This window comes from Klebsiella sp. OBRC7, assembly GCF_000293135.1.
GTDB lineage: Bacteria > Pseudomonadota > Gammaproteobacteria > Enterobacterales > Enterobacteriaceae > Klebsiella > Klebsiella michiganensis.
Map to the genome: position 1 here is coordinate 65830 of NZ_ALNJ01000086.1, position 26992 is coordinate 92821.

General features: G+C 54.8%; 22 protein-coding genes. 16 read left to right on the top strand and 6 right to left on the bottom strand.

Annotated elements, in window-relative coordinates:
* Positions 1-154 precede the first annotated feature (154 nt).
* From lon to bolA, 5 genes are all read right to left on the bottom strand, one after another.
* Positions 155-2509: an endopeptidase La gene (gene lon, locus HMPREF1144_RS18025; RefSeq protein ID WP_004099539.1), complete on the bottom strand. Its 2355-nt coding sequence runs from the start codon at positions 2507-2509 to the stop codon at positions 155-157.
* 183 nt (positions 2510-2692) lie between these two features.
* Positions 2693-3967: an ATP-dependent protease ATP-binding subunit ClpX gene (gene clpX / locus HMPREF1144_RS18030; RefSeq protein ID WP_004099538.1), complete on the bottom strand. Its 1275-nt coding sequence runs from the start codon at positions 3965-3967 to the stop codon at positions 2693-2695.
* 132 nt (positions 3968-4099) lie between these two features.
* The gene (clpP, locus tag HMPREF1144_RS18035; protein ID WP_003021624.1) at positions 4100-4723 is read right to left on the bottom strand and encodes an ATP-dependent Clp endopeptidase proteolytic subunit ClpP; all 624 of its coding nucleotides are present in this window, start codon (positions 4721-4723) and stop codon (positions 4100-4102) included.
* A gap of 315 nt (positions 4724-5038) precedes the next feature.
* The gene (gene tig / locus HMPREF1144_RS18040; RefSeq protein WP_004848255.1) at positions 5039-6337 is read right to left on the bottom strand and encodes a trigger factor; all 1299 of its coding nucleotides are present in this window, start codon (positions 6335-6337) and stop codon (positions 5039-5041) included.
* Between the two features lie 347 nt (positions 6338-6684).
* Positions 6685-7002 (bottom strand): transcriptional regulator BolA, encoded by a 318-nt coding sequence (bolA, locus tag HMPREF1144_RS18045; protein ID WP_004133447.1) that lies wholly within the window; start codon positions 7000-7002, stop codon positions 6685-6687.
* A 305-nt stretch (positions 7003-7307) separates the two neighbouring features.
* Here bolA and HMPREF1144_RS18050 point away from each other — a divergent pair, with 305 nt between their 5' ends.
* The 8 genes from HMPREF1144_RS18050 (at position 7308) to HMPREF1144_RS18085 (ending at position 16099) form a co-directional block, all read left to right on the top strand.
* A complete protein-coding gene (locus HMPREF1144_RS18050; RefSeq protein ID WP_004848253.1) occupies positions 7308-7886 on the top strand; it encodes a lipoprotein in 579 nt (192 codons plus the stop codon).
* 45 nt (positions 7887-7931) lie between these two features.
* Entirely contained in the window at positions 7932-9407 is a 1476-nt protein-coding gene (gene ampG, locus HMPREF1144_RS18055) for a muropeptide MFS transporter AmpG (protein WP_009653573.1), read from the top strand.
* Positions 9408-9887: 480 nt separating this feature from the next.
* A complete protein-coding gene (cyoA, locus tag HMPREF1144_RS18060; RefSeq protein ID WP_004848249.1) occupies positions 9888-10835 on the top strand; it encodes a cytochrome o ubiquinol oxidase subunit II in 948 nt (315 codons plus the stop codon).
* A 19-nt stretch (positions 10836-10854) separates the two neighbouring features.
* On the top strand, positions 10855-12846 hold the full coding sequence (cyoB, locus tag HMPREF1144_RS18065; RefSeq protein WP_004848247.1) for a cytochrome o ubiquinol oxidase subunit I: 1992 nt from the start codon (positions 10855-10857) through the stop codon (positions 12844-12846).
* Positions 12836-13447 carry a cytochrome o ubiquinol oxidase subunit III gene (locus tag HMPREF1144_RS18070; protein ID WP_004099525.1) on the top strand — a complete coding sequence of 204 codons (612 nt, stop codon included), beginning with the start codon at positions 12836-12838 and terminating at the stop codon, positions 13445-13447. Before cyoB ends, HMPREF1144_RS18070 begins: the two co-directional genes overlap by 11 nt.
* Positions 13447-13776, top strand: coding sequence for a cytochrome o ubiquinol oxidase subunit IV (locus tag HMPREF1144_RS18075; protein ID WP_004099523.1), 330 nt, complete (start codon positions 13447-13449; stop codon positions 13774-13776). The genes HMPREF1144_RS18070 and HMPREF1144_RS18075 overlap by 1 nt, the downstream gene beginning before the upstream one ends.
* Before the next feature lie 11 nt (positions 13777-13787).
* A complete protein-coding gene (gene cyoE / locus HMPREF1144_RS18080; RefSeq protein ID WP_004129778.1) occupies positions 13788-14675 on the top strand; it encodes a heme o synthase in 888 nt (295 codons plus the stop codon).
* A 1124-nt stretch (positions 14676-15799) separates the two neighbouring features.
* Positions 15800-16099, top strand: a complete 300-nt coding sequence (locus tag HMPREF1144_RS18085) for a hypothetical protein (protein WP_004848243.1) — start codon at positions 15800-15802, stop codon at positions 16097-16099.
* Between the two features lie 100 nt (positions 16100-16199).
* Here the strand turns inward: HMPREF1144_RS18085 and HMPREF1144_RS18090 are convergent, their stop codons facing one another.
* A complete protein-coding gene (locus HMPREF1144_RS18090) occupies positions 16200-16958 on the bottom strand; it encodes an IclR family transcriptional regulator C-terminal domain-containing protein (protein WP_004848241.1) in 759 nt (252 codons plus the stop codon).
* Between the two features lie 153 nt (positions 16959-17111).
* On the opposite strand from HMPREF1144_RS18090, the gene HMPREF1144_RS18095 reads away from it, so the two are divergent.
* The 8 genes from HMPREF1144_RS18095 to HMPREF1144_RS18135 all read left to right on the top strand — a co-directional run bounded on the left by HMPREF1144_RS18095 (position 17112) and on the right by HMPREF1144_RS18135 (position 26992).
* Positions 17112-17933, top strand: a complete 822-nt coding sequence (locus HMPREF1144_RS18095) for a shikimate dehydrogenase family protein (protein WP_009653552.1) — start codon at positions 17112-17114, stop codon at positions 17931-17933.
* On the top strand, positions 17930-19630 hold the full coding sequence (locus HMPREF1144_RS18100) for an FAD-dependent oxidoreductase (protein WP_009653588.1): 1701 nt from the start codon (positions 17930-17932) through the stop codon (positions 19628-19630). Before HMPREF1144_RS18095 ends, HMPREF1144_RS18100 begins: the two co-directional genes overlap by 4 nt.
* Positions 19620-19940: an NIPSNAP family protein gene (locus HMPREF1144_RS18105; protein WP_004133454.1), complete on the top strand. Its 321-nt coding sequence runs from the start codon at positions 19620-19622 to the stop codon at positions 19938-19940. Before HMPREF1144_RS18100 ends, HMPREF1144_RS18105 begins: the two co-directional genes overlap by 11 nt.
* Before the next feature lie 10 nt (positions 19941-19950).
* The gene (locus tag HMPREF1144_RS18110) at positions 19951-21654 is read left to right on the top strand and encodes an FAD-dependent oxidoreductase (protein WP_009653559.1); all 1704 of its coding nucleotides are present in this window, start codon (positions 19951-19953) and stop codon (positions 21652-21654) included.
* 65 nt (positions 21655-21719) lie between these two features.
* The gene (locus tag HMPREF1144_RS18115) at positions 21720-22538 is read left to right on the top strand and encodes a sugar phosphate isomerase/epimerase family protein (protein ID WP_009653585.1); all 819 of its coding nucleotides are present in this window, start codon (positions 21720-21722) and stop codon (positions 22536-22538) included.
* A 10-nt stretch (positions 22539-22548) separates the two neighbouring features.
* Entirely contained in the window at positions 22549-23913 is a 1365-nt protein-coding gene (locus tag HMPREF1144_RS18120; protein WP_009653612.1) for an MFS transporter, read from the top strand.
* A gap of 407 nt (positions 23914-24320) precedes the next feature.
* Positions 24321-25721 carry an MFS transporter gene (locus tag HMPREF1144_RS18130; RefSeq protein WP_004129763.1) on the top strand — a complete coding sequence of 467 codons (1401 nt, stop codon included), beginning with the start codon at positions 24321-24323 and terminating at the stop codon, positions 25719-25721.
* A 92-nt stretch (positions 25722-25813) separates the two neighbouring features.
* The gene (locus HMPREF1144_RS18135) at positions 25814-26992 is read left to right on the top strand and encodes a Gfo/Idh/MocA family protein (protein ID WP_004848228.1); all 1179 of its coding nucleotides are present in this window, start codon (positions 25814-25816) and stop codon (positions 26990-26992) included.

The following is a 26992-nucleotide window of genomic DNA, read 5'->3' on the forward strand; positions in this document are numbered from 1 at the left end:
CCGCGCAGCAGTTATATCAGGACTGTCATGCCCTTACAACAGAGTTGTAATTGACCCCCCTGCCAGCGATCTAAGTTAGCTACACAAAAAAAGGCTGGCAAGTACGAATTTACTTACCAGCCCTATTTTTCTTAGCGCAATTTGCGCGAAATCACTATTTTGCCGTGACGACTTCCATACCAAACGGCTCGTTCTGCAGTGCAAGTGCCAGAACTTCCTCGATTCGTTTCACCGGATGGATATCTAAATCGGCGATAACGTTATCTGGAATTTCTTCAAGGTCACGTTTGTTTTCATCAGGAATCAGAACAGTCTTAATGCCGCCGCGGTGCGCAGCCAGCAGTTTTTCCTTCAGACCACCGATTGGCAACACCTGGCCACGGAGGGTAATTTCCCCGGTCATGGCCACATCGGCGCGCACCGGATTGCCCGTCAGACAGGAAACCAGCGCGGTACACATCGCGATACCTGCGCTTGGGCCATCTTTCGGCGTAGCGCCTTCCGGCACGTGCACGTGAATATCGCGTTTTTCGTAAAAGTCTGAGTTGATACCCAGCTTATCCGCACGCGAACGCACCACGGTCAGCGCAGCCTGGATGGACTCCTGCATCACCTCACCCAGTGAACCGGTATAGGTCAGCTTACCTTTACCCGGAACGCAGGCGGTTTCAATGGTCAGCAGATCGCCGCCCACTTCCGTCCACGCCAGACCCGTCACCTGACCCACGCGGTTTTCGCTATCCGCCCGGCCATAGTCATAGCGCTGCACGCCAAGGAAGTCATGCAGGTTGTCGCCGTTAATCTCAATGTGCTTCAGCGATTTATCCAGCAGCAGCTGTTTTACCGCCTTACGGCACAGTTTCGAGATTTCGCGCTCCAGACCACGCACGCCCGCTTCACGCGTGTAGTAGCGGATAATGCCGATAATCGCGCTGTCATCCACCGTCAGCTCGCCTTTTTTGAGCGCGTTACGCTCAATCTGTTTTGACAGCAGGTGGCGTTTGGCGATGTTCAGCTTCTCATCTTCGGTGTAGCCGGAGAGACGGATCACTTCCATACGATCCAGCAGCGGCGCCGGAATGTTCATGGAGTTGGAGGTCGCGACAAACATCACGTCGCTGAGATCGTAATCCACTTCCAGATAGTGATCGTTAAAGGCCACGTTCTGTTCCGGATCCAACACCTCCAGCAGCGCCGAGGCCGGATCGCCGCGCATGTCCGAAGACATCTTGTCGATCTCATCCAGTAAGAACAGCGGGTTTTTAACGCCCACTTTGGCCATTTTCTGGATCAGTTTGCCCGGCATTGAGCCAATATAGGTACGACGGTGACCGCGGATTTCCGCTTCATCGCGCACGCCGCCAAGCGCCATACGCACGTACTTACGTCCGGTGGCTTTGGCGATGGATTGGCCGAGAGAGGTTTTACCGACCCCCGGAGGCCCAACCAGGCACAGGATCGGCCCTTTGAGCTTGTTAACACGGCTCTGCACCGCGAGGTACTCAAGAATACGATCCTTCACGCGCTCGAGGCCGTAATGATCGGTGTCGAGGATCTCCTGAGCCTGACGCAGGTCTTTTTTGACCTTGCTGCGGGCGTTCCACGGTACCTGCACCATCCAGTCGATGTAGCCGCGAACGACGGTCGCTTCCGCCGACATCGGGGACATCATTTTCAGCTTCTGCAGTTCCGCTTCGGTTTTCTCTTTTGCCTCTTTCGGCATTTTCGCCGCGTCGATCTTACGCTTCAGCGCTTCGTTCTCGTCCGGGGCGTCGTCCATCTCGCCGAGCTCTTTTTGAATGGCTTTCATTTGCTCATTCAGATAGTACTCGCGCTGAGATTTCTCCATCTGTTTTTTCACGCGGTTGCGAATGCGCTTCTCAACCTGCAGCAGATCGATTTCCGACTCCATCATCGCCATCAGATATTCCAGACGTTCGTTAACGTCGGACATCTCCAGCACGGACTGTTTGTCCGCCAGCTTCAGCGGCATATGCGCAGCGATGGTATCCGCCAGGCGCGCCGGATCGTCAATACTATTCAGCGACGTCAGCACTTCCGGTGGGATTTTCTTGTTCAGCTTGATGTAGCCTTCAAACTGGCTGATGGCGGTACGAACCAGCACTTCCTGCTCGCGTTCGTCAATCGCCGGCGATTCAAGATATTCAGCCTTCGCCGAAAAATGCTCACCGTTATCAGACAGCGCAGAGATGCGCGCGCGCTGCAAACCTTCGACCAGCACTTTGACAGTACCGTCCGGTAGCTTCAGCATTTGCAAAATAGACGCCACGGTCCCGACGGTGAAAAGATCGTTTACACCCGGCTCATCCGTCGAGGCTTCTTTCTGCGCAACCAGCATGATTTTTTTATCATGATCCATGGCTGCTTCGAGGCAACGGATAGATTTTTCCCGCCCTACAAACAGGGGTATGACCATGTGCGGATAAACCACCACATCGCGCAACGGCAATACGGGGATTTCAATGCGTTCAGAACGCTCAGGATTCATAGAGCTCTCTCTTAGTTTAAAGTCCGCCAGGTAGCCGACGACGCAATTCGACGACGCGTCGCCGTTAATATGTAAACCAGTATATGGGGATGTATTCCATACATTCAACGGCGGGAATGCAGGAAAAATAAAAGGGGAGATAAAATCCCCCCTTTTTGTTAACTGCTTGAGCAAAATGGTTAATTATTCACCAGATGCCTGCTGCGCTTCCGGTTTGCCGTAAATCAGCAGCGGCTTGCTCTGACCATCGATAACCGAAGCGTCGATGACCACTTTTTCCACGTCTTCCATTGACGGAAGATCGTACATGGTATCGAGCAGCGCGGCTTCAACGATAGAACGCAGACCACGAGCCCCGGTTTTACGCGCCATCGCTTTCTTAGCGATAGCGTCCAGCGCTTCGTCGCGGAATTCCAGCTCAGCGCCTTCCAGGCTGAACAGCGCCTGATACTGCTTGGTCAGGGCGTTTTTCGGCTCTTTGAGGATCTGAATCAGCGCTTCTTCGCTCAGCTCGCTCAGGGTCGCCACAACCGGCAGACGACCGATGAACTCAGGAATCAGACCAAACTTGATCAGATCTTCCGGTTCAACCTGAGACAGCAGCTCGCCTTCGCTGGCTTTGTCAGACTTCGCCTTGACCGTCGCGCCGAAACCAATACCTGAACCGGTTTCAACACGGTGGGAAATGACCTTATCCAGACCGGCAAAGGCGCCGCCGCAGATGAACAGGATCTTAGAGGTATCAACCTGCAGGAACTCCTGCTGCGGATGCTTACGCCCGCCCTGCGGCGGAACCGCGGCGACGGTACCTTCAATAAGCTTCAGCAGCGCCTGCTGCACGCCTTCGCCGGAAACATCGCGAGTGATCGACGGGTTATCCGATTTACGGGAAATTTTGTCGATTTCATCAATGTAGACGATACCGCGCTGGGCTTTCTGTACGTCGTAGTCGCACTTCTGCAGCAGCTTCTGGATGATGTTCTCAACGTCTTCACCCACGTAGCCGGCTTCGGTCAGGGTGGTGGCATCCGCCATGGTGAAAGGCACATCCAGCAGGCGCGCGAGCGTTTCCGCCAGCAGCGTTTTACCGGAACCGGTCGGCCCGATCAGCAGAATGTTACTTTTGCCCAGTTCAACGCCATTGCTGGTGTCGCCATTGCGCAGACGTTTGTAGTGATTGTATACCGCCACCGCCAGCACTTTTTTCGCCGGCTCCTGGCCGATAACGTAATCGTCCAGATGGTGGCGAATTTCGTGCGGCGTCGGCAGCGCGCTGCGCTCGCGATGCGGCGCGACTTCTTTAATTTCTTCGCGAATGATGTCGTTACATAAATCAACGCATTCGTCGCAGATATACACGGATGGCCCGGCGATTAGCTTACGCACTTCATGCTGGCTTTTGCCGCAAAAAGAGCAGTACAACAGTTTGCCCGAACCATCTTTGCGTTTATCTGTCATGAGTCCAAACCTCTTATTAAGTTCTTTGTGCCGCACACGACGACGCAAATGCCATTCTCAGGCGCAAATCGCAGTGAAGCGTTGTGCCGCCCTCTTTCAAACAAGTATAGCGGCACCCTTGCGCCTGGGGCATCAATTACGATGAGTCAAAATAGAGTCAACGAGGCCGTATTCCACTGCTTCTGAGGCAGACAGGAAGCGATCGCGCTCGGTATCGCGCTCGATCTGCTCAAGGGATTGACCCGTATGATGTGCCATCAGTTCATTCATGCGACCTTTCACTTTCAGGATTTCGCGGGCGTGGATTTCGATATCCGTCGCCTGGCCCTGGTAGCCGCCCAGCGGCTGGTGAATCATCACGCGGGAGTTCGGCAGGCAGAAACGCTTGCCTTTCGCCCCGGCGGTCAGCAGGAACGCGCCCATTGAGGCCGCCTGGCCCATACAAATGGTGCTCACGTCAGGCTTGATGAACTGCATGGTGTCATAGATAGACATCCCGGCGGTAATCACCCCGCCCGGAGAGTTAATGTACAGATAGATATCTTTTTCCGGGTTTTCCGCTTCCAGAAACAGCATCTGCGCCACAATCAGGTTAGCCATGTGGTCTTCTACCTGGCCGGTCAGAAAAATGACGCGCTCCTTGAGCAGACGGGAGTAAATATCAAATGAACGTTCGCCGCGTGAGGTCTGTTCAATGACCATCGGCACCAGGGCCATATGGGGTGCAAAGTTGTCTCGTTCGCCACTGTATGACATTTCCGTCTCCTGGATTAATTTGAAAAAAACCGCTGCACTGATTGTAACCTTACGGACGGATTATCAGCCAGAATTTCTGCCGTCGGGCAGAAGTGCATAGATGCACGCTTCATTACGGCGCATGATTATGCCAATGCAGTTACGTCTCCCGGTTATGGGGATGACGTAGCCATAATTCAAGCATAACAATATTTTGTCGTAACGCTATCACTGAAATCGCCTTTTCGCACTCATCCTAAGGCTATCATTGCAATAAAAAAACCCGCAGCCTTTCGGCAACGGGTTTTTGCTCAAACCTTAAACCTTGGGGCGAAATTACGCCTGCTGGTTCATCAGTTCGCTGAAGGAAGTGGCTTTTTCAGACACTTTAGCTTTCGCCAGCACGGCTTCAACGGCCTGCTCTTCCAGCGCGACGTTGCGCATGTTGTCCATCAGCTCTTTGTTTTTGCTGTAGAACTCAACCACTTCTTTCGGATCTTCGTAAGCGGAAGCCATCTCTTCGATCAGGCCTTTAACGCGATCTTCGTCAGCTTTCAGCTCGTTGGTACGAATCACTTCGCCCAGCAGCAGACCAACAACAACGCGGCGTTTAGCCTGCTCTTCGAACAGCTCACGCGGCAGCTCCAGAGCCTGTTTCTCGTTACCGCCGAAACGCTGAGCAGCCTGACGACGCAGAACGTCGATTTCGCTGTCGATCAGCGCAGCCGGAACGTCGATATCGTTAGCTTTAACCAGACCTTCGATAGCCTGAGATTTAACGCGGTTACGCACGGCGCCTTTCAGCTCGCGCTCCATGTTTTTACGCACTTCAGCGCGCAGACCGGCTACGGAACCATCTTCAACGCCGAAACGTTTGATGAACTCTTCGGTCAGCTCTGGCAGTTCACGTTCTTCAACTTTCTTCAGGTTGATAACGAATTTAGCCGCTTTACCTTTCAGGTTTTCAGCGTGGTACTCTTCCGGGAAGGTCACGTCGATGGTGAACTCTTCGCCGGCCTTGTGACCTTTGATACCGTCTTCAAAGCCCGGGATCATACGACCCTGGCCCATCGCCAGTACGAAGTCAGAGGCTTTGCCGCCTTCGAACTCTTCGCCGTCAACGGAACCGGTGAAATCAACGGTCACGCGATCTTCTGCATCAACAGCGCCGTCTTTGTCTTTCCAGTTCGCCTGCTGCTTGCGCAGAGTATCCAGCATGGTGTCAACGTCAGCATCGGTCACTTCAACAACCGGTTTTTCAACTTCGATCGCTTCCAGACCCTGCAGTTCAACTTCCGGATAAACTTCGAACTCTACCGCGTAGGTGAAGTCTTCACCCAGCTTGTATTCGCCCGGAACGTAGTTCGGCGCGCCGGCCGGATTAATTTTTTCTTTGATGATCGCGTCAACGAAGTTACGGCTCATCAGGTCACCCAGCACGTCCTGGCGAACAGATGCGCCATAACGCTGAGCAACAACATTCATCGGCACTTTGCCTTTACGGAAGCCGTCAATGCGAACTTTTTTCGCTACGTTGACCAGCTCGCTTTTGACAGCATTCTCGATGCTGTCAGCGGCGATAGTAATCGTTACACGGCGCCCAAGGCCCTGAGTGGTTTCAACTGAAACTTGCATCTTGTTACCTCAAAAAAATCACAGTGCTCGGTCAACTCTGGAAGCGCGAACAGGTTGCTTCGCAGAACCGGGATGCCCTCTTCAAATCAGAAACACATTCCCTGTCGTCAGAATCATCCCGAAGACATTCATAATAAAAGACGCGGCATTATAGCGGCATCACTTTTGTGAGTCGAGAACGGTTGTCGCCCACTGCTGCGGCTTTTTTCACATTTCCCGAGCAAATTTGCCTGTAAATATGCGTGAATTGCACATTTTCCAGGCAAAACAAAACGGCCCGCAGGCCGTTTTCTCATAAATCTTCACGCAACATACTGGAAAAGCTCCAGCGGTTGCAAATGCGATTTCTACGCGATACTTCCAGCCCCGCGACAAGGAGGAGAAGCAAAGACGGTATCCTGTAGCCCTTCCCACTCTTTGATTGTATAGGTATGCAACGCCAGAGCGTGCACGGTGCTTGATAGTTCCTCAGTCAACGTTCCGTAAATCATACGGTGACGATTAAGAAAACGCTCGCCAAGGAAGCGATCGCTCACCAACACCACTTTAAAATGACTTTCAGAGCCCGCAGGAACGTTGTGGCGATAGCTTTCATCCACGACTTCAAGATACACCGGGTCGAACGCTGCCCTAAGTTTTGCTTCGATCTGTTCACGTATCATCATGAATTTTCTCCTCCGACAACGCTGTATTGCCGCCATTCCCTTTAAATGTTAGCCGCTTTTACCGCTTCCATTGGGCGAAAACAACAAAAAATTAGCATTCCTCTGATATTTTCATGCAAAAGTATCGGCTTTAGTGGTTCGGTGTCCTGAAAGCCCTGCCTGCGTTGCGATAAAAGATGTAGCCAGGACAGAAAACGCACAACGCGATGAATTTACATGCGTTGCCACTTCCCCTTGCCGTTGGCGATGTTATGATGGCGGGAATTTTCCTCATTACCACTCCACCATGCGTTGAGACCCTGAACATGTTTAAGAAAATTCTTTTTCCTTTGGTCGCGCTGTTTATGCTGGCCGGATGCGCCACTCCGCCGACCACCATTGATGTTTCACCGAAAATCACCCTGCCACAGCAGGATCCCAGCCTGATGGGCGTGACCGTCAGCATTAACGGCGCCGATCAGCGTCCGGATCAGGCGCTGGCGAAAGTCACCCGCGATAACCAACAGGTTACGCTCACCGCCTCCCGCGACCTGCGCTTCCTGTTGCAGGAAGTGCTCGAGAAACAGATGACCTCACGTGGCTATATGATTGGCCCGAACGGTGCCGTGGATCTGCAAATCATCGTGAATAAACTGTACGCCGACGTTTCTCAGGGCAACGTGCGTTACAACATTGCGACCAAAGCCGATATTGCGATCGTTGCCACTGCCGCCAACGGCAATAAGATGACGAAAAACTATCGTGCCAGCTACTCTGTTGAAGGCGCCTTCCAGGCCTCGAACAAAAATATCGCCGATGCGGTTAATAGCGTCATGACCGATACCATTAGCGATATGGCGCAGGACACCAGCATTCACGATTTCATCAAGCAAAACGCGCGTTAATTTAAGTCGCAGACCCGGCCTCGCGCCGGGTCTGCACGACATGCCATGTCTAATCATTACTTACGCATTTTCACGCAGCCAAAATCAGCTATCCTGCTGATCCTCGGTTTTGCCTCGGGATTACCGCTCGCCCTCACCTCCGGCACGCTGCAGGCGTGGATGACCGTTGAAAACATCGATCTGAAAACTATCGGTTTTTTCTCGCTCGTCGGCCAGGCCTACGTCTTTAAGTTCCTCTGGTCGCCGGTGATGGACCGCTATACGCCGCCGTTTCTCGGCCGTCGTCGCGGCTGGCTGCTGGCGACCCAGTTTCTGCTCCTTATCGCCATTGCGGCGATGGGTTTCCTTGAACCGTCCACGCAGCTACGCTGGATGGCGGCGCTGGCGGTCGTCATCGCTTTTTGTTCCGCCTCTCAGGATATCGTGTTTGACGCGTGGAAAACTGACGTGCTGGCCGCGGAAGAGCGAGGCACCGGGGCGGCAATCAGCGTGCTGGGCTATCGTCTGGGGATGTTGGTCTCCGGCGGGCTGGCGCTCTGGCTGGCCGATCGCTGGCTGGGTTGGCAGGGGATGTACTGGCTGATGGCCGCGCTGCTGATCCCCTGCATTATTGCTACTCTGCTGGCCCCGGAACCCAGCGACGTCATTCCGGTGCCGAAGACGCTGGAGCAGGCCGTCGCCGCACCGCTGCGCGACTTCTTCGGCCGCAATAATGCCTGGCTTATTCTCTTGCTTATCGTCCTTTATAAGCTTGGCGACGCGTTTGCCATGAGTCTGACCACCACCTTCCTGATTCGCGGCGTCGGTTTTGATGCGGGCGAAGTGGGCATGGTCAATAAAACGCTCGGCCTGTTCGCCACGATTGTCGGTGCGCTTTATGGCGGCGTGCTTATGCAGCGCCTGACGCTTTTCCGCGCGCTGCTGATTTTCGGCCTGCTGCAGGGGGTATCCAACGCCGGGTATTGGCTGCTCTCAATTACCGATAAACACCTTTTCTCCATGGCGACGGCGGTGTTTTTCGAAAACCTGTGCGGCGGAATGGGCACGGCGGCATTCGTTGCGCTGCTGATGACGCTGTGCAATAAGTCATTTTCAGCCACCCAGTTCGCTTTGCTCTCAGCGCTCTCCGCCGTTGGGCGCGTATATGTGGGGCCTATCGCCGGCTGGTTTGTCGAAGCCCACGGATGGCCTGCTTTCTATCTCTTTTCCGTTGTTGCTGCGGTTCCGGGGATTTTGCTGCTGTTAATTTGTCGCCGTACGCTTGAACATACTCAACGTTCGGAGAGCTTTATGCCGCGCACGCTTTTTCCTCAGGCCTACGGGCTGGCATTAGTTATTCTGGCGGTTGGCTGCCTGATGCTCGCGATATGGCTGCTGCTGCTGGCGCTTAACGCGCTGGATTACACCAACTTCTCCTTCCTTGCCGGCCTGCTTGAGATCGCCGTACTCACCGCCGTCGCGGGTATTTTACTCGGCGCCTTCCTTGACTATCTGGCATTACGTAAAACCGAGCTGATTTAAATCAGCGCAAAAACGTAAGTGGACGTTGTAATTACTAAACGTAATTATAACGTCTTATTAACGATTTTATATTCATCGTAGCCGATTTGTTGTTTTGTGCGTTTTAGATTTCTGGAAATTATTGACAATTTTTATGCGAATCTTTAAATAATTTAACCGATTCAGCTCTGCAGGTTTTATTTTCCGCTTTTATGATGTCTTTTATTTGATAATTAATTGTTAATTATTTGTGTTGTTTTGCGGGTAGTTATGCTCATTCTCTTATAAAGCCTTTCGTTCTTATCCCTTTCGTTATCAATCCCGCCTAAATCAAGGTTTGCAAGCGATAATGTCACACTCCGTAACATATGTGACAGGGCAAGCAGAAGCCGCTAACATAGAGCAGACACAGCTCCAACTATGTTTACAGTAATGCAACCTTCCCGTAAAATGCCCGTACACTTTAAGCGCCACCAGATTCCGTGGAATTGAGGTCGTTCAATGAGACTTAGGAAATACAATAAAAGTTTGGGGTGGATGTCATTAATCGCAGGCACTGTATTACTCAGTGGTTGTGATTCTGCACTCCTCGACCCAAAAGGACAGATTGGACTGGAGCAACGCTCTCTGATTCTGACGGCCTTCGGCCTGATGATGATCGTCGTTATTCCAGCCGTCTTGATGGCAGTAGGATTTGCCTGGAAGTATCGTGCGAGCAATAAAGATGCGAAGTATAGCCCGAACTGGTCACACTCCAACAAAGTGGAAGCTGTGGTCTGGACGGTTCCTATCCTGATCATCCTGTTCCTGGCCGTTCTGACCTGGAAAACCACTCACGCATTAGAGCCGAGCAAACCGCTTGCTCACGATGAAAAACCTATCACTATCGAAGTCGTTTCGATGGACTGGAAATGGTTCTTCATCTATCCGGAACAAGGCATTGCTACCGTCAACGAAATCGCCTTCCCGGCGAACGTACCGGTACACTTCAAAGTGACCTCCAACTCCGTGATGAACTCGTTCTTTATCCCACGTTTAGGTAGCCAGATTTACGCAATGGCCGGGATGCAGACTCAGCTGCACCTCATTGCGAACGAAGCTGGTACTTACGACGGTATCTCCGCCAGCTATAGCGGCCCGGGCTTCTCAGGAATGAAGTTCAAAGCTATCGCCACGCCGGATCGTGCAACCTTCGATCAGTGGGTAGCGAAAGCCAAACAGTCTGCGAACGCCATGGACTCCATGGAAACGTTCGACAAACTGGCTGCGCCTAGCGAATACAACAAAGTGGAATACTTCTCTAACGTGAAACCAGATTTGTTTAAAGATGTTGTTAACAAATTTATGTCTCACGGTAAGAGCATGGATATGACCCAACCTGAGGGCGAGCACGCAGCGCACGAAGGAATGGAAGGCATGGACATGAGCCACGCGGAAACCGCTCACTAAGGGGCCGAGGAAGAAAACGATGTTCGGAAAACTTACACTGGATGCAGTGCCCTACCATGAACCCATTATTGTGGTTACGGTGGCTGCAATTATCATTGGGGGACTGGCGCTTCTGGCGGCCATCACTTACTTCGGTAAGTGGTCCTACCTTTGGAATGAGTGGCTGACTTCGGTTGACCACAAACGTCTCGGTATCATGTACGTTATCGTGGCAATCGTTATGTTGCTGCGTGGCTTCGCTGACGCCGTTATGATGCGTAGCCAGCAGGTGCTGGCCTCGGCCGGGGAAGCAGGCTTCCTGCCGCCTCATCACTACGATCAGATCTTTACCGCCCACGGCGTTATTATGATCTTCTTCGTAGCGATGCCGTTTGTTATCGGTCTGATGAACCTGGTGGTTCCGCTGCAGATCGGCGCGCGCGACGTTGCCTTCCCATTCCTTAACAACCTGAGCTTCTGGTTCACCGTTGTGGGCGTGATTCTGGTTAACCTCTCTCTGGGCGTCGGTGAATTCGCGCAGACCGGTTGGCTGGCCTATCCGCCGCTCTCGGGAATTGAGTACAGCCCGGGCGTCGGGGTCGATTACTGGATCTGGGCTCTCCAGCTATCCGGTATTGGTACAACGCTCACCGGTATTAACTTCTTCGTAACGATTATCAAGATGCGTGCCCCTGGCATGACCATGTTCAAGATGCCGGTGTTTAGCTGGGCATCTTTGTGCGCCAACATCCTGATTATCGCCTCCTTCCCAATTCTGACCGTCACCGTCGCGCTGCTGACCCTGGACCGCTACCTGGGCACCCATTTCTTTACCAACGATATGGGTGGCAACATGATGATGTACATCAACCTGATTTGGGCCTGGGGTCACCCGGAAGTGTACATTCTGGTTCTGCCGGTATTCGGTGTCTTCTCCGAAATCGCCGCAACCTTCTCGCGTAAGCGTCTGTTTGGCTACACCTCGCTGGTATGGGCAACAGTGTGTATTACCGTTCTGTCGTTCATCGTTTGGCTGCACCACTTCTTTACTATGGGTGCGGGCGCGAACGTAAACGCCTTCTTCGGTATTACGACCATGATTATCGCTATCCCGACCGGGGTTAAGATCTTCAACTGGCTGTTTACCATGTACCAGGGCCGTATCGTCTTCAACTCAGCAATGCTGTGGACGATTGGCTTTATCGTGACCTTCTCCGTAGGGGGTATGACCGGCGTACTGCTGGCGGTACCGGGCGCAGACTTCGTGCTGCACAACAGCCTGTTCCTGATCGCGCACTTCCATAACGTCATCATCGGCGGCGTGGTGTTCGGTTGCTTCGCAGGTCTGACCTACTGGTGGCCGAAAGCCTTTGGCTTCACCCTGAACGAAACCTGGGGCAAACGCGCTTTCTGGTTCTGGATCATCGGCTTCTTCGTGGCGTTTATGCCGCTGTACGTACTGGGCTTCATGGGTATGACCCGTCGCCTGAGCCAGCAGATTGACCCGCAATTCCACCCGATGCTGGTTGTTGCAGCCTGCGGTGCGGCGCTGATCGCTTGCGGTATTCTCTGCCAGCTGATTCAGTTCTACGTGTCTATCCGCGATCGCGAGCAGAACCGTGACCTGACCGGCGACCCGTGGGGCGGCCGTACGCTGGAGTGGGCAACCTCTTCTCCTCCGCCGTTCTACAACTTTGCTATCGTTCCTGTCGTTCACGAACGTGACGCGTTCTGGGAAATGAAAGAAAAAGGCGACGCGTATAAGAAACCGGCTGGCTATGAAGAGATTCATATGCCGAAAAACAGCGGCGCGGGCATCGTGATTGCTGCTTTCGCAACGGTGTTTGGTTTCGCAATGATCTGGCATATCTGGTGGATGGCGATTGCAAGCTTCGTCGGTATCCTGGTGACCTGGATTATTAAGAGCTTTGACGAGGACGTGGATTACTACGTGCCGGTTGCAGTAGTCGAAAAACTGGAAAATCAGCATTTCGATGAGATTAACAAAGCAGGGCTGAAAAATGGCAACTGATACTCTTGCGCATAACGCCCACGCGCACGAACACGGGCACCATGATACAGGACCGATGAAGGTATTCGGTTTCTGGATCTACCTGATGAGCGACTGCATTATCTTCGCCACTCTGTTCGCTACCTATGCCGTTCTGGTGAACGGCACGGCGGGCGGTCCGACCGGTAAAGATATTTTTGAACTGCCGTTCGTTCTGGTTGAAACCGCGCTGCTGCTGTTCAGCTCCATCACCTACGGCATGGCGGCTATCGCCATGTACAAAAACAACAAGAGCCAGGTGGTTTCCTGGCTGGCGCTGACCTTCCTCTTCGGGGCAGGTTTCATCGCGATGGAACTCTATGAATTCCATCACCTGATTGTTGAAGGTATGGGTCCGGATCGCAGCGGCTTCCTGTCAGCGTTCTTCGCGCTGGTCGGTACCCACGGTCTGCACGTGACTTCAGGTCTGATCTGGATGGCGGTGCTGATGGTTCAGGTTTCTCGTCGCGGCCTGACCAGCACTAACCGCACCCGCATCATGTGCCTGAGCCTGTTCTGGCACTTCCTGGACGTCGTGTGGATCTGCGTGTTCTCTGTTGTTTATCTGATGGGGGCGATGTAATGAGTCATTCTACCGATCATAGCGGCGCTTCTCACGGCAGCGTGAAGAGCTACATGACAGGTTTCATCCTGTCGATCATTCTGACGGTTATCCCGTTTGCAATGGTGATGAGTGGATCTGCATCGCATGCGGCTATTCTGGGCACCATCCTGGTCACTGCAGTTGTGCAGATTGTGGTACATCTCGTGTACTTCCTGCACATGAACAGTAAATCGGACGAAGGTTGGAACCTGACCGCATTTATCTTCACCGTAATCATCATTGCTATCGTAGTTGTCGGCTCCATCTGGATTATGTGGAACCTGAACTACAACATGATGATGCACTAAGAGCGGCGAGTATGTTTAAGCAATACCTGCAAGTAACGAAACCAGGCATTATTTTTGGCAACCTGATCTCCGTGATTGGCGGTTTCCTGCTGGCCTCCAAGGGCCACATCGACTATCCGCTTTTCATCTGGACGCTCCTCGGAGTATCCCTGGTGGTCGCCTCGGGTTGTGTTTTCAACAACTATATCGACCGTGATATCGATCGTAAGATGGAACGGACGAAAAACCGGGTGCTGGTCAAAGGGCTGATCTCGCCAGAAGCTTCGCTGGTATACGCCACCCTGCTGGGTATTGCTGGCTTCATGCTCCTGTGGTTTGGCGCGAATCCCCTGGCCTGCTGGCTGGGGGTGATGGGGTTCGTGGTTTATGTCGGCGTTTACAGCCTGTACATGAAGCGCCACTCCGTCTACGGCACGCTGATTGGTTCTCTCTCCGGCGCTGCGCCGCCGGTGATTGGCTACTGCGCGGTTACCGGTGATTTTGACAGCGGTGCCGCGATTCTGCTGGCGATTTTCAGCCTGTGGCAGATGCCTCACTCTTACGCTATCGCGATTTTCCGTTTCAAGGATTATCAGGCAGCGAACATTCCGGTACTGCCGGTAGTGAAAGGCATTTCGGTGGCGAAAAACCATATCACCGTCTACATCATCGCTTTCGCCGTTGCCACGCTGATGCTCTCCCTTGGCGGCTACGCTGGATATAAATATCTGGTTGTCGCTGCGGCGGTGAGCGTCTGGTGGCTCGGAATGGCGCTGCGCGGTTATAAAGTGGCGGATGATAAAGTCTGGGCGCGTAAGCTGTTCGTCTTTTCCATCGTAGCCATTACCGCGCTGTCGGTGATGATGTCCGTCGACTTTATGGTACCGGATTCACACAATCTGCTGACCATGGTCAGATAGTGTCTCTCAATGGCGTATCGCCCGATACGCCATTACTTCTTTCCCCTCGTTAATCTCGCATCGCCGATAGTGGTCAATCATTCAGTTCTCCCCTTTCTATTATTCTGAGATTGTGCCCCCTGCTCTCTCAACGCTTTCTCTGTCCGTAGCTAAATTCCGCCTCAGCGTTCTCGTTCAAAAACGCTCCTCCTGACACGCCTTTCTCCACTTACTGCCGGAACGGGTTTAGCCATACTTATGCAATAATAGTCACGCAGTACTGCCAATTCATTTTGACAAATAGCCGCATCAGATTCATCAGCAGCAATTCATTATCCTGCAACCATCGTTTATTTAGATGAATTAAAATTGGTTTTAACGCTGGCGCTGTCAATAAAATGAGCGCTATATATCGGCTAATGATTCCGTTTTTTAACGAATCATCGTTAAACACGGTTTGCCCACTGCGGTCGGCAATGGTATCTTTGAGATATGAATCCCGCCGCCGTGCTACCCCGTACGGCGCCGAGTGGTTTATCTGAATATATACGGAAAATTAATTTATTGTACGCAACATAGTAGAAGAGACATGCTCCGAACTTTTTGTTTCTTCGAACGCTGGCGTCATTCCGGGTTAACAAGGCATAGATAAACCCTCGTTCAGCCAGTAAGCTTAGCTTCCGTCATTCCTGGCGGGCAAATGTGAAATCAAAAATTAACATATTAACGTGGGGTATGGTGCCAGGTTGATGTTCTCTTGCTCTCCCCTCCCCCGCACGAACAGTCGGTCTTTTGCCTTGAGCATTGTCCTGCCCGGTTCATAGAGCATCTCTATTGAACAATATTAAAGTTTTCAATGAAAAAAACAGTCCATCTTATTCGCCCTCCCTGCAATCAATCTCAGCGCATTTTTCTTTATACGGATGTCATGCAACTTCACATTAAAGCCAAAAGTACCGAATAAAAAATTCACATTCATGGCTTACGCCGTTATCTCTAAAGAAAGCTTCATTTATTAAATTTGTATTAAAATGAATATTTCACATACTAACACTCTGGATTAACATAATTTAAGAGTGTTAGTATTTCTTCCGTGGGTAAGAGACCCACTAATAACAATTAATCAAATTTAATAAGGAATACCAATGAAAGAATTAACTATTGGCGAAATGGAATCTATTTCTGGTGGTTTTAATCTGTTCGGTTTTGCTAACAGCATTACCAGCCTTATTATTAATAGTGGAAACCATCTGAGTGATTTTATTACCTCCGCGGGTGCCACCATTGCCAATGCCATCGTTAACGGTACCGTTGAGTTCGGTAAATTCCTTACCGGCGCATCTGACTGGGACAGCTACGTTGCCGCTAGCAACGAGAACTGGCGTAATGCTGTGAGCGACCTGTCAGGCGAGTGGAACACTTTCACTAACAGCATCACCGCCTAATATCAGTTCGTCATTCTCGAGGCAGGATTCTTCCTGCCTTTTTTTGCCTGGCGTATGCTCTCTCGGCACGAAGATGAGAGAATCGTCTGCCCCTTTGATTTTAACCCACCAGCATCGCCTGAGCGCTATAGAGCAAATCCAGATGATCGCGGCATAGTGCCTCAATCGACGTTCTTGACTGATGGCTGGTTAAACTCAGTGCTCCCCAGTAGAGTCCTTCCCGATCTGACAGCGGCACGGCCAGGACCAGCATGCCAATTTCAAACTCCTGCTCAATCGCGGCGTATCCCTGGCGACGAACCTGAGCGATCTTTTCCATTAACGCCGCCACGTCCGTCACCGTATAGGGCGTACGCTGCTCGCGGCGGATCCGCTGCAAAACGGTTTCACACTCGGCTTCCGCTAACGAAGCCAGCCATAGTCGCCCTCCGGCGGTACAGTAAATCGGCACTCTCTCCCCCAGACGCACTGAAGTCGAGTTAAACGGCGTGTGTTTACTGCGGGCGATATACACCAGCTCGTCATCATCGATCACGCCGACCGAAGCGTGCTCTTCCGTCCGACTGGCGATGTACTCCACGATCGGTCGTACCATGCGTGGGAACTGCGCCGAATCGACATACGCCTGCCCCAGTCTTAACGCTTTAGGCGTTAGCCAGTAGTGGCGTCCGTCGGTTTGCAGATAGCGCTCGTGCAGCAGGGTAAGGAAAAAGCGCCGCGCGGCGCTTTGCGTCAGGCCGCTCATTTTCGCCGCCTGCGGTACGGTGAGCCGCGGATGCTCTTTTGAAAATAGCTGGATCAGCGCCAGCCCCTTTTGCAGGCCGACGATCAGATCGCGGGGATGAATCTGGTTTTGCATACTTGTTCACACTTTCGCAACAATAAGATCGGTTTAGCGCGATTATCGCAGTGGTGGTGCGATTAACAACCAGTATGACCGAATTCTGCGTTGTCGCTCTCAGCTTACGCTGAAATACTTTCACAACATTCATTTAACAAAATGAGGTTTGAAATGGTCAGTGGATTCACTCAGGTCGTCGCCGTCATCGGTCACCCGATTACCCAGGTTAAATCGCCGGAGAATTTCAACCGCTACTTTGCCGACCAGCAAATTGACAGCGTCATGATCCCGGTGGATATCGCCCCGGAAGCCGTTGCTGACTTTCTGCAGGCCCTGCGCGGCTGGCACAACATGAGCGGCGCCCTGGTCACCGTTCCGCACAAACAGCGGGCCGCCGCCCTGGTCGACGAGTTAACCCCGCGAGCTCAGCACCTCAATGCCATTAACGTCATCCGTAAGCTGGCCGATGGCCGTTTACAGGGCGATATGCTCGACGGCGTCGGTTTTCAGCTTGCCGCAGAGGCGCACGGCTTTAGCGCCGCCGGTAAAAAGGGGCTGCTCTCCGGCTGCGGCGGCGTCGGCAGCGCTATCGCGTGGGGGCTTTGCGAAGCAGGCATTCGTCAACTGGCGCTTTATGACCAGAATCCCGCCACGCTCCAACTGCTGCATAACCGGCTGGCAACGCATTTTCCGCACGTTCACCTTACCGATCTGCCCGCTACGCTCAACGGCCTGGATTTGCTGGTGAACGGTTCCCCGGCGGGAATGGCCGGTTTCGATCCGCTACCGCTGCCGCAAACGCTGCTGGAAACGCTCCCGGTATCAGCGCATGTCGCGGACGTGGTTACCGCCCCGGTTATCACCCCGCTCCTCGCCTTCGCCCGGGATCGCGGCTGCGCGATCCAGACCGGGCCGGAGATGGCGCTGGCGCAGATGAAACTGATGGGACAATTCATCGGCGCCATTGAGCAGGAACAAGGAGCGGCGGCATGAAAAGCTGGGATGTCATCGTTATCGGCAGCGGCGCCGCAGGCTTTGCCGCGGCGGTGACCGCCAGCTGTAAGGGACTGTCGGTGCTGATGCTGGAAAAAGCCCCGCAGTTTGGCGGCACCTCCGCCATTTCCGGCGGCGCGGTGTGGATCCACGATAGCGATCAGGCGCGGAAAATGGCCGTGGGCGGCAGCCCGCAGGCCATCGAAACCTATCTGCGGACGATTATCGGTGAGCCTCATTATCGTCAGGATCTGGTGGATGCCTTTATCGCTTCAGGGCGCGAGGCGCTAGCATTTCTTGAAAAAGAGGGCGCGGTGAAATACAGCCTGCGCCCGCTCTCTCCGGATTATTACCCGGATGAGCCCGGCGCCGTCGATGTCGGGCGGGCGCTGGAGGTGGTGGAGTTTGACGGACGGGAACTGGGTGCACACTTTCGCGACCTCCGCTCTCCCCCACCGGGAATGCTGCTGTTTGGCGGGATGATGGTTAACCGGGTTGATATCCAGCACTTTCTCGATATGCACCGCTCCCCGCGCTCGTTCGCGCACTGCGGCAGACTGCTGCTGCGCTACGGTCGCGATCGCCTGCGGTACCCTCGCGGTACCCGCCTGGCGATGGGCAACGCGCTGATCGCCCGCATGGCGACGCTCGCCTTTCGCAAAGGTATGCAGCTCAGGCTCAACGTCAACGTGCTTTCGCTGAGCGAACGCAATGGCGAGGTGACCGGCATAGAAATTGAGCACGAGGGTCAAAAGCAGGCTCTTGAAGCCCGCTGCGGGGTGGTACTGGCGGCGGGTGGTTTTGCCGCAGGCAGGCTGGCTGAACGCTATCGCCCCCAGACCCGCGAGCACTACACCATGTCCCCCGCCGCCAACGACGGCGCCGCGCTGCGCCTTGCCGCCGCGGTCAATGCCCGGGAAGGGGCTGACCTGCCGTCTAACTTTTTCTGGGCGCCGGTCTCGGTTTTACAGCATCCCGACGGCACGCAAGAGCGCTTCCCTCATCTGGTCACCGATCGCGCCAAACCCGGAGTGATTGCCGTCAACCAGCGCGCGGTGCGCTTCGTGAACGAATCTAACTCTTATCACCACTTCGCCAGTGCCATGCAAAGCCGGGCAGAAAATGCGCCCTGCTTTCTGATTTGCGACGCCCTGGCCATGAAGCGCTACGGTCTCGGCCTGGCGCGCCCTGCCCCGGTCAATAACGACGCGCTGGTGAAAGCGGGCTATTTACATAAGGCCGATACGCTGCCTGAACTGGCGCAGCGGCTCGGCCTGGATCCGCATACGCTCGCTGACACGGTGGCACGCTACAACCGCGACGCCGCTCAGGGCCTCGACCCGGCGTTCACCAAAGGCGGCAACAGCTATAACCGCGCGATGGGCGACCCCGGCCACCGGCCAAACGCCTGTAACGCTCCGCTGACCCGCGCGCCTTTTTATGCCGTCACCCTCTATACCGGCGATCTCGGTACCTCGCGCGGCCTGGTCACTACCGCCGATGCTCAGGTCATTAACCAGCAGGGTGAACCGATCAAAGGCCTCTATGCCGTGGGTAATGATATGGATTCGATGATGGCCGGAACCTACCCCGGCCCAGGTATTACGCTCGGCCCGGCGCTCACCTTCGGCTATCTCTCAGCCAGCCATATGGCGCAACAACACGCACTGGAAACAGGAGAAAATCATGATCTATGAAAAACGCACCTACACCATCAATCCGCTGAAAATGGCCGACTGGCTGGCGCTGTACAAAAGCGATGCTTACGCCGTGCAAACCGAGCACCTCGGTAAGCTCATCGGCTTCTTCTTTACCGAAATTGGCGTGGTCAATCAGGTGGTGCATATCTGGGCCTATGAAAGTCTGGACGATCGCCTGGCGCGTCGGGCGCGCATGGCGCAGGACGAACGCTGGCTGACGTTTTCGCGCAAAAACCGCGAGCTGGCCGCCGTCGAGCGCCTGGAGTCGGTGCTTCTGCGCCCCACTGATTTTTCACCGCTGCAATAAGGAGAGGGTCATGAGCGGTCAGATGAACGTGGATGTTCTGGTCGTCGGCTCCGGCGCGGCGGGGCTCTCTGCCGCCGTCACAGCCGCGCTCGGCGGCGCCAGCGTACTGGTTGCGGAGAAAGAGTCGGTCATTGGCGGCACCAGCGCCTGGTCCGGCGGCTGGCTGTGGATCCCGCGTAACCCGCTGGCTCGTGAAGAAGGGATTGAAGAAGAGCCCGGCGCGCCGCTCGCTTATTTACGCCATGAAATGGACGGTGAGCCTGCCGATGCGCGTCTGCTTGCCTTCTTACAGTACGGACCGGAGATGATCGATTTTTTCCGCCGCCGCACCGCCGTGCAGTTTCTTTCCGGCAGCAAAATGCCCGATTTTCACGCTTCGCCGGGCGCTGCGCTGGGCGGCCGCTCGGTCACGGCACAGCCTTTTGACGGACGGCTGCTGGGCGACTGGCTGCATCGCCTGCGGCCTCCGCTGGAGACCATCAGCCTTGCGGGTATGGGCATTGCCGGCGGCACGGATATGGCGCACTTTTTTAACGCCACCCGCTCACCGGGCTCGGCGCTATATGCGATCCGCCGCCTGCTGCGTCACGGCTGGCAGCGGCTGCGCGCCGGTCGCGGACAGCATCTGGTTAACGGCAACGCGCTGGTCGCCCGCTTGCTGCGTTCGGCGCTGGATGCAGGGGTTAATTTTCAGCTTAACGCGCCGGTAGAACGTCTGCTTGCCGACAACAACGGCGTTGCAGGCGCGATATTACGCAGCGACAGCGGCGCGCTGGAGGTTCGCGCCGGCGCGGTGATCCTCGCCTGCGGAGGCTTTCCTCACGACAGGCAGCGTCTGGCCGAAAATGTGCCGCACGCCGCCAGCGGCTACGGCCACTTCTCCGCCGCGCCCCCGGGCAATCAGGGGGATGGCATTCGGCTCGGCGAAGCGGTCGGCGGCCAGTTTGATACCTCACTCAGGCACGCCATGGCCTGGGCGCCGGTGTCGCGCGTTACCCTCGCCAGCGGACTGCAGCTGCCGTTCCCGCATCTGGTTGAGCGCGCCAAGCCCGGCTTTATTGCCGTGTTGCCCAACGGTAAACGCTTCACAAATGAAGCCGACTCTTATCATGATTTTATTGCAGCGCTGCTGGACGCGACGCCGCCGGGCGAAACGCCGCAGGCGTGGCTAATTGCCGACGGTCGTGCGCTGCGGCGCTACGGATTGGGCCATGCTCGCCCCTTCCCGTTTACCCCCGAGGCCTGGCGACGGACCGGCTATCTGTACGTCGGTGAGACGCCGGAAGCGCTGGCGAAAACATGCGCCATCAATCCGCAGCAGCTAACGGAAACGATCGCCCGGTTTAACGGCTTTGTAGACCAGGGAGAGGATAAGGATTTTCAGCGCGGCGCCTCGGCCTATAACCGCGCGCAGGGTGACGCCAGCCGCTCGCCCCACCCAACGCTCGGGAAACTCAGCCATGGGCCTTTTTATGCGGTACGTATATTGCCCGGCTCGCTGGGTTCCTTCAGTGGATTAATCACCGATGAAAATGCCCGTGTTCTCAACGCGCAGCGGCAGCCGATCCAGGGGCTTTTCGCCATCGGCAACGATATGTCGAGCGTGATGCAGGGATTCTATCCCAGCGGCGGTATCACGCTGGGTCCGGCCATGACCTTTGGCTATCTGGTCGGAAAAAAACTGTCAGAAAATCTCAATAAAACAAAGCAGTAAAAGCATTCCACCAGGGACGGCAATACGCATAACAACAATCACCTGCAACTGTACTGGAGTCCTTTATGAACATGCGAACCCTCTCACTCGCCGCGCTTACCCTCCTCGACGTTCCGCCGCCGGAACAGGTACGCATTGCGGCCAAGACCGGATTCACCCACGTTGGTCTGCGCCTGCTTCCCGCAACCCCGTCAGATCCGGATTACGACATGCTCGGCGACACCGCCGCCGTACGCGATACCCTGGCGGCGCTGATGGAAACTGGCGTTCGCGTTTCGGACGTTGAGATCGTCCGCCTGATGCCCGATTTTTCAGTGGACACTCGTTTGCAGCTTTTTCTTACTACCGCCGCGCGCCTTGGCGCAAAGCAGGTTTTAGTGGCAGGAAACGATGATAACCGCGCGCGCAGCGCGGAAAATCTCGCCCGACTTGCCGAAGCCGGCCAGGAGCATGGATTAACCATGAACCTGGAGCCCATGCCCTGGACCCACCTGCGCACCATTGCCGAAGCCCGGGCGCTCATCACCGCCAGCGGCCGCAGCGATATCGGTATTTTGATTGACGCTATTCACTTCTGGCGGGCCGGCGAATCCCTGTCCACGATCGCGGCGCTACCGCGAAATTGCCTCAACTATATGCAGCTTTGCGATGCCTCACCGCAACCCCCCGCTGACGAGCAGGAGCTGATTTACCAGGCCCGCGCCGCGCGCCAGGTCCCCGGCGAAGGCGGACTCGACCTGCACGGTCTGATGGCGGCGCTTCCGGCCACGCTGCCGGTATCCATCGAGGTCCCGCTAAGCGGCGCTCGGGGTGCGCTGCCGCCGCTCGCTCGCGCTCAGCTGCTGTTTAACGCCGCGCAGTCCTACCTGCGCCCTTGCGCATAAGGAGAGTCCCATGACACAGACTCAACGCCTGGACGTCAGGGAGTTAATCAACGCCAATCCGCTAAGCCGCTTTCAGAAGCTGGTGGTGTTTTTAGGCTTCTGCGTTATCGCGCTGGACGGCTTTGATATCGCCATCATGGGATTTATCGCCCCGACGCTGAAGCAGGAATGGGGTGTAAGCAATCACCAACTCGGTTTTGTCATCAGCGCCGCGCTGATAGGCCTGGCGCTGGGGGCCATTTTCTCCGGGCCGCTCGCCGACTGGCTGGGACGGAAAAAAATTATCATTAATAGCGTCTTTTTCTTCGGCTTCTGGACCATCGCCACCGCCCTTTCACAAAATATTGAGCAGATGATGGTTTTCCGCTTCCTGACCGGGCTGGGATTAGGTGCCGCCATGCCGAATATCGGCACCCTGGTGTCAGAGTATGCGCCGGAGCGCCAGCGCTCGTTCCTGATTACGATTATTTTTTGCGGCTTCACCTTTGGCGCGGCGGCGGGCGGTTTCTCCGCATCCTGGCTAATCCCGCAGTTTGGCTGGCACTCGCTGATGCTGCTTGGCGGGATCCTCCCGCTGTTGTTCGCTCCGGTCCTGATCTGGCTGTTACCGGAATCGGTGCGTTTTCTGGTCGTTAAGCGCGCGCCTGCCGAACGTATTCGGCGGATTATGCAGCGCCTCTATCCGGGACAAATCCCCGATGAGGCCGAGTTCAGCCTCCCGGCCCAGCCCGTCCAGGCAAATGCCATGCGCATCGTTCTCTCCCGCCAGTACCGCTTCGGTTCGATGATGCTCTGGCTGGTTTACTTTATGGGGCTTTTTTTGGTTTATCTCCTCGGCAGCTGGCTACCGACGCTGGTAAAAGAGGTGGGCTTAACGGTCGGCCAGGCGGCGGTAATGACCGCAATGTACCAGGCGGGGGGAACCCTTGGCTCGCTGTTTGCGGGCTGGCTAATGGACCGGATCAATCCACATCGGGCGCTCGGGCTGATTTACGCGGTTGGCGGCCTGTTTACGATGGCGATGGGCTATGCCGCGGCAAGCTTTGCGCTCATCTGCCTGCTGGCGTTTATCAGCGGAGCCTGCTTAAACGGCGCTAATACCGGCATGAACGCGCTCTCCGCCCGCTACTATCCTACCGAAGCACGGGCTACCGGCTCCAGCTGGATGCACGGCGTTGGCCGCATGGGCGCGATCCTGAGCGCCTTTGCCGGGGCGGAGATGCTGGCGCTGAATATCAGCTTCGAAAGCGTTTTCCTGATCCTTGGTATTCCCGCCGCGATAACCGTCGCCGGGCTGGCGGCCAAAGGTATTTTCGCGGCTGGCCCGACGACAAGAGCCACCGCGTCAACCGCGCCCGTCAGAAGTACATTTTAAACGTTGACGCTAAGGCAGGCGTGTTTCAAAAACACGCCTGCCAAAAAAAGAAAAATTAATTTCATTTAAATGAACAATGAAAAATAAAAATACCATGCAGTATCGATTCACTTCACAAAATCACAGAACAAAATCACCAAATACATACAATAAACAAATCAAACATCGTTCAGAAAAACACTTAATAACCTTATCAATCAGAATGACTTGATAGCTGTAGCCAAAAAACTTACTGCTCAATTTTTACGGTTTTTCGATCCGCCTCGCATATACAGAAATTAAATTCCAAACAAACATTGAAATGAAATAAATATTTCCTTATGTTCTGGCTGATATTCAGGATAAGGTCGTGCCGGTGGAACTGGCGCAGAGGTCCTGACTTGTCCTTCCAGACAAAGGAATTGACCATGAGTGAACAGCAGATTCTTCTCTCTCCCGCGGCAGCACGCGGCGATAAGCTAAGCTGGGCGACCCGAATCGCTTACGGCGGCGGCGATACCGCCTGTAACGTCGTTTTCGGCATGATCGGCACGGTTTTAACCCTGTTTTATACCGACTATGTCGGCATCAGCATCGCCACCGTTGGCCTGGTGATGCTGATCTCACGTCTGTTTGACGGCGTTTCCGATGTCATAATGGGCCTGATGGTGGAACGCACGAACTCTCGCTGGGGCAAATCACGCCCCTGGCTGCTGTGGATGAGCGTACCCTACGCCGTATCGGCAATTTTACTGTTCACCGTCCCGCAGACCACCGGCACGCTGCAGTTTCTCTATCTGCTGGTCGCCTATAACTTCTGCACCACCGTGTGCTATACCGCCATCAACCTCCCCTACGGCAGCCTCTCTGCGATGATGACCCGCGCCTCCTGGGAAAGGGATATGCTCAGCATCACCCGAATGTCGATGTCGCCTTTTGGTCGTATTCTCGCCGTTGCCTGCACATTGCCGCTGGTGAAGTACTTTGGCGACGATCAGGCGGCGTGGATCAAAACCATGTCTATTTGGGCTTTTCTGGCGCTGCTGTTGCTGCTGTTTTGCTTTTATAAATGCGAAGAAAAGGTGGTCATCAAAGCGCGAGAAAAACAGGGAAACGTACCGGTAAAAACCCAGCTTTCCGCGCTTTTTCGTAACCAGTACTTCTGGGCCAGCGCAATCCTGTGGACCGCGCAAAGCGTGTACTACACCGTGGTAGGGATCGCCCTGCCTTACTACTGCCGCTACGTGCTCGGCGACGATACCTTCTATAGCTCCATTTTCGTTGCCGAAACCGCGTGCATTATTATTTTCACCTTCCTGAGCTCAGTGCCTATCCGTAAATACGGTAAACGCAACGTTGCCCTCTGCGGCATTGTGCTGGCGACCATCGGCCAGGTGCTGTTTATGTTTAACTCTGATGATTACCACTGGGCACTGGCAAACGCGATTATTCGCGGTATTGGCTTCGCCCCGCTGAATGCCGTGCTGTTCGGCTTCTGCGGCGATGCCGTCGAATTCGGCCAGTGGAAAACGCGCGTCAGACAGGAAGGGATGATCTTCTCCGCCGGTTCCGTAGGGACGAAACTCGGTGCAGGTATTGCCGCCGCGGTTATCTCCGGCCTGCTGAGCATGGCGGGTTACGTCAGCTCCAGCAGCGGTTCCGGCGTTCAGCCGCAAAGCGCTATCGACATGATTAACCACGTCTATCTCTACGGTTCTTTCTTCCTGTGGATAGTCGTCATTATCACCCTGCTGTTTTACCGCCTGGATAAGCAATACCCGCAGATCATGCATGACCTGAAAGAACGCGAAGCCCGTGGCGAGATGTAAAACCTTAGCACCAGGCCCGCGCTCGGCGAGCGTGGGAATACAGAAGAACATCTGAAATCCGTAGTATCTCTATCATTGAGGAGTGCACCATCATGTTAAACGGCATGAAACCCTTATCCCGCTCCCTGCGCTGGGGAATGGTCGGCGGCGGCGGCACCAGCCAGATTGGCTACAGCCACCGCTGTGCGGCGCTTCGCGACAACGTCTTTACTCTGCTCGCCGGCGCGCTTGATATCGATGCCGAGCGCGGTCGTCAATTCGGCGAGCAGCTCGGCATCGCTCCTGAACGCTGCTACGCCGATTACCAAACGCTGTTCGCGGAGGAGGCCAAACGCCCTGACGGCATTGAAGCCGTATCGGTAACTACGCCGAACAATACTCACTTCGCTATCACTAAAGCGGCGCTTGAAGCCGGGCTGCACGTTATTTGCGAAAAACCGCTGTGCTTTACCGCCGACGAAGCGCGCGAGCTGCTGGCGCTGAGCAAAAAGCAGAATAAAATTATCGGCGTCACGTACGGTTATGCCGGTCACCAGATGATCCAGCAGGCGCGACAGATGATAGCGGAAGGGATGCTCGGCGAGATCCGCATTATTAATATGCAGTTCGCCCACGGTTTTCATAATGAAGCCGTTGAGCTGCAGGCTGAATCCACCCGCTGGCGGGTCACGCCCAAATATGCCGGTCCTAGCTATGTGCTGGGGGATCTGGCGACCCACCCACTATTTATTGCCGAGACGATGGTGCCGAAACTGAACATCACCCGCCTGATGTGCGCGCGTCAAAGCTTCGTCAAATCCCGCGCGCCGCTGGAAGATAACGCCTTTGTGCTGATGGAATATAACAACGGCGCCGTTGGCTCACTGTGGACCAGCGCGGTCAACAGCGGCGCGATGCACTCGCAAAAAGTCCGCGTCATTGGCGAAAAAGCCAGCATCGAATGGTGGGATGAGCGTCCAAATCAGCTCAGCTATGAGGTACAGGGCGAACCGGCTCGCGTCCTCGAGCGCGGGATGCCCTATCTCAGCCAGCAGGCGCTGGCGGACGACCGGATTGGCGGCGGTCATCCTGAAGGGCTGTTCGAGGCGTGGGCCAACCTCTATCGCCGCTACGCTATCGCCATCGACGCGATGGATCGCGGGGACCAGGCGTTCCTGGAAACCTTCTGGTATCCGGACGTCGAAGCCGGTCTTCACGGCGTTTACTGGGTTGAGCAGTGCGTCAAATCCGCCGACGCGGGCGGCCAGTGGGTTGACTTTAACTGCCAATAA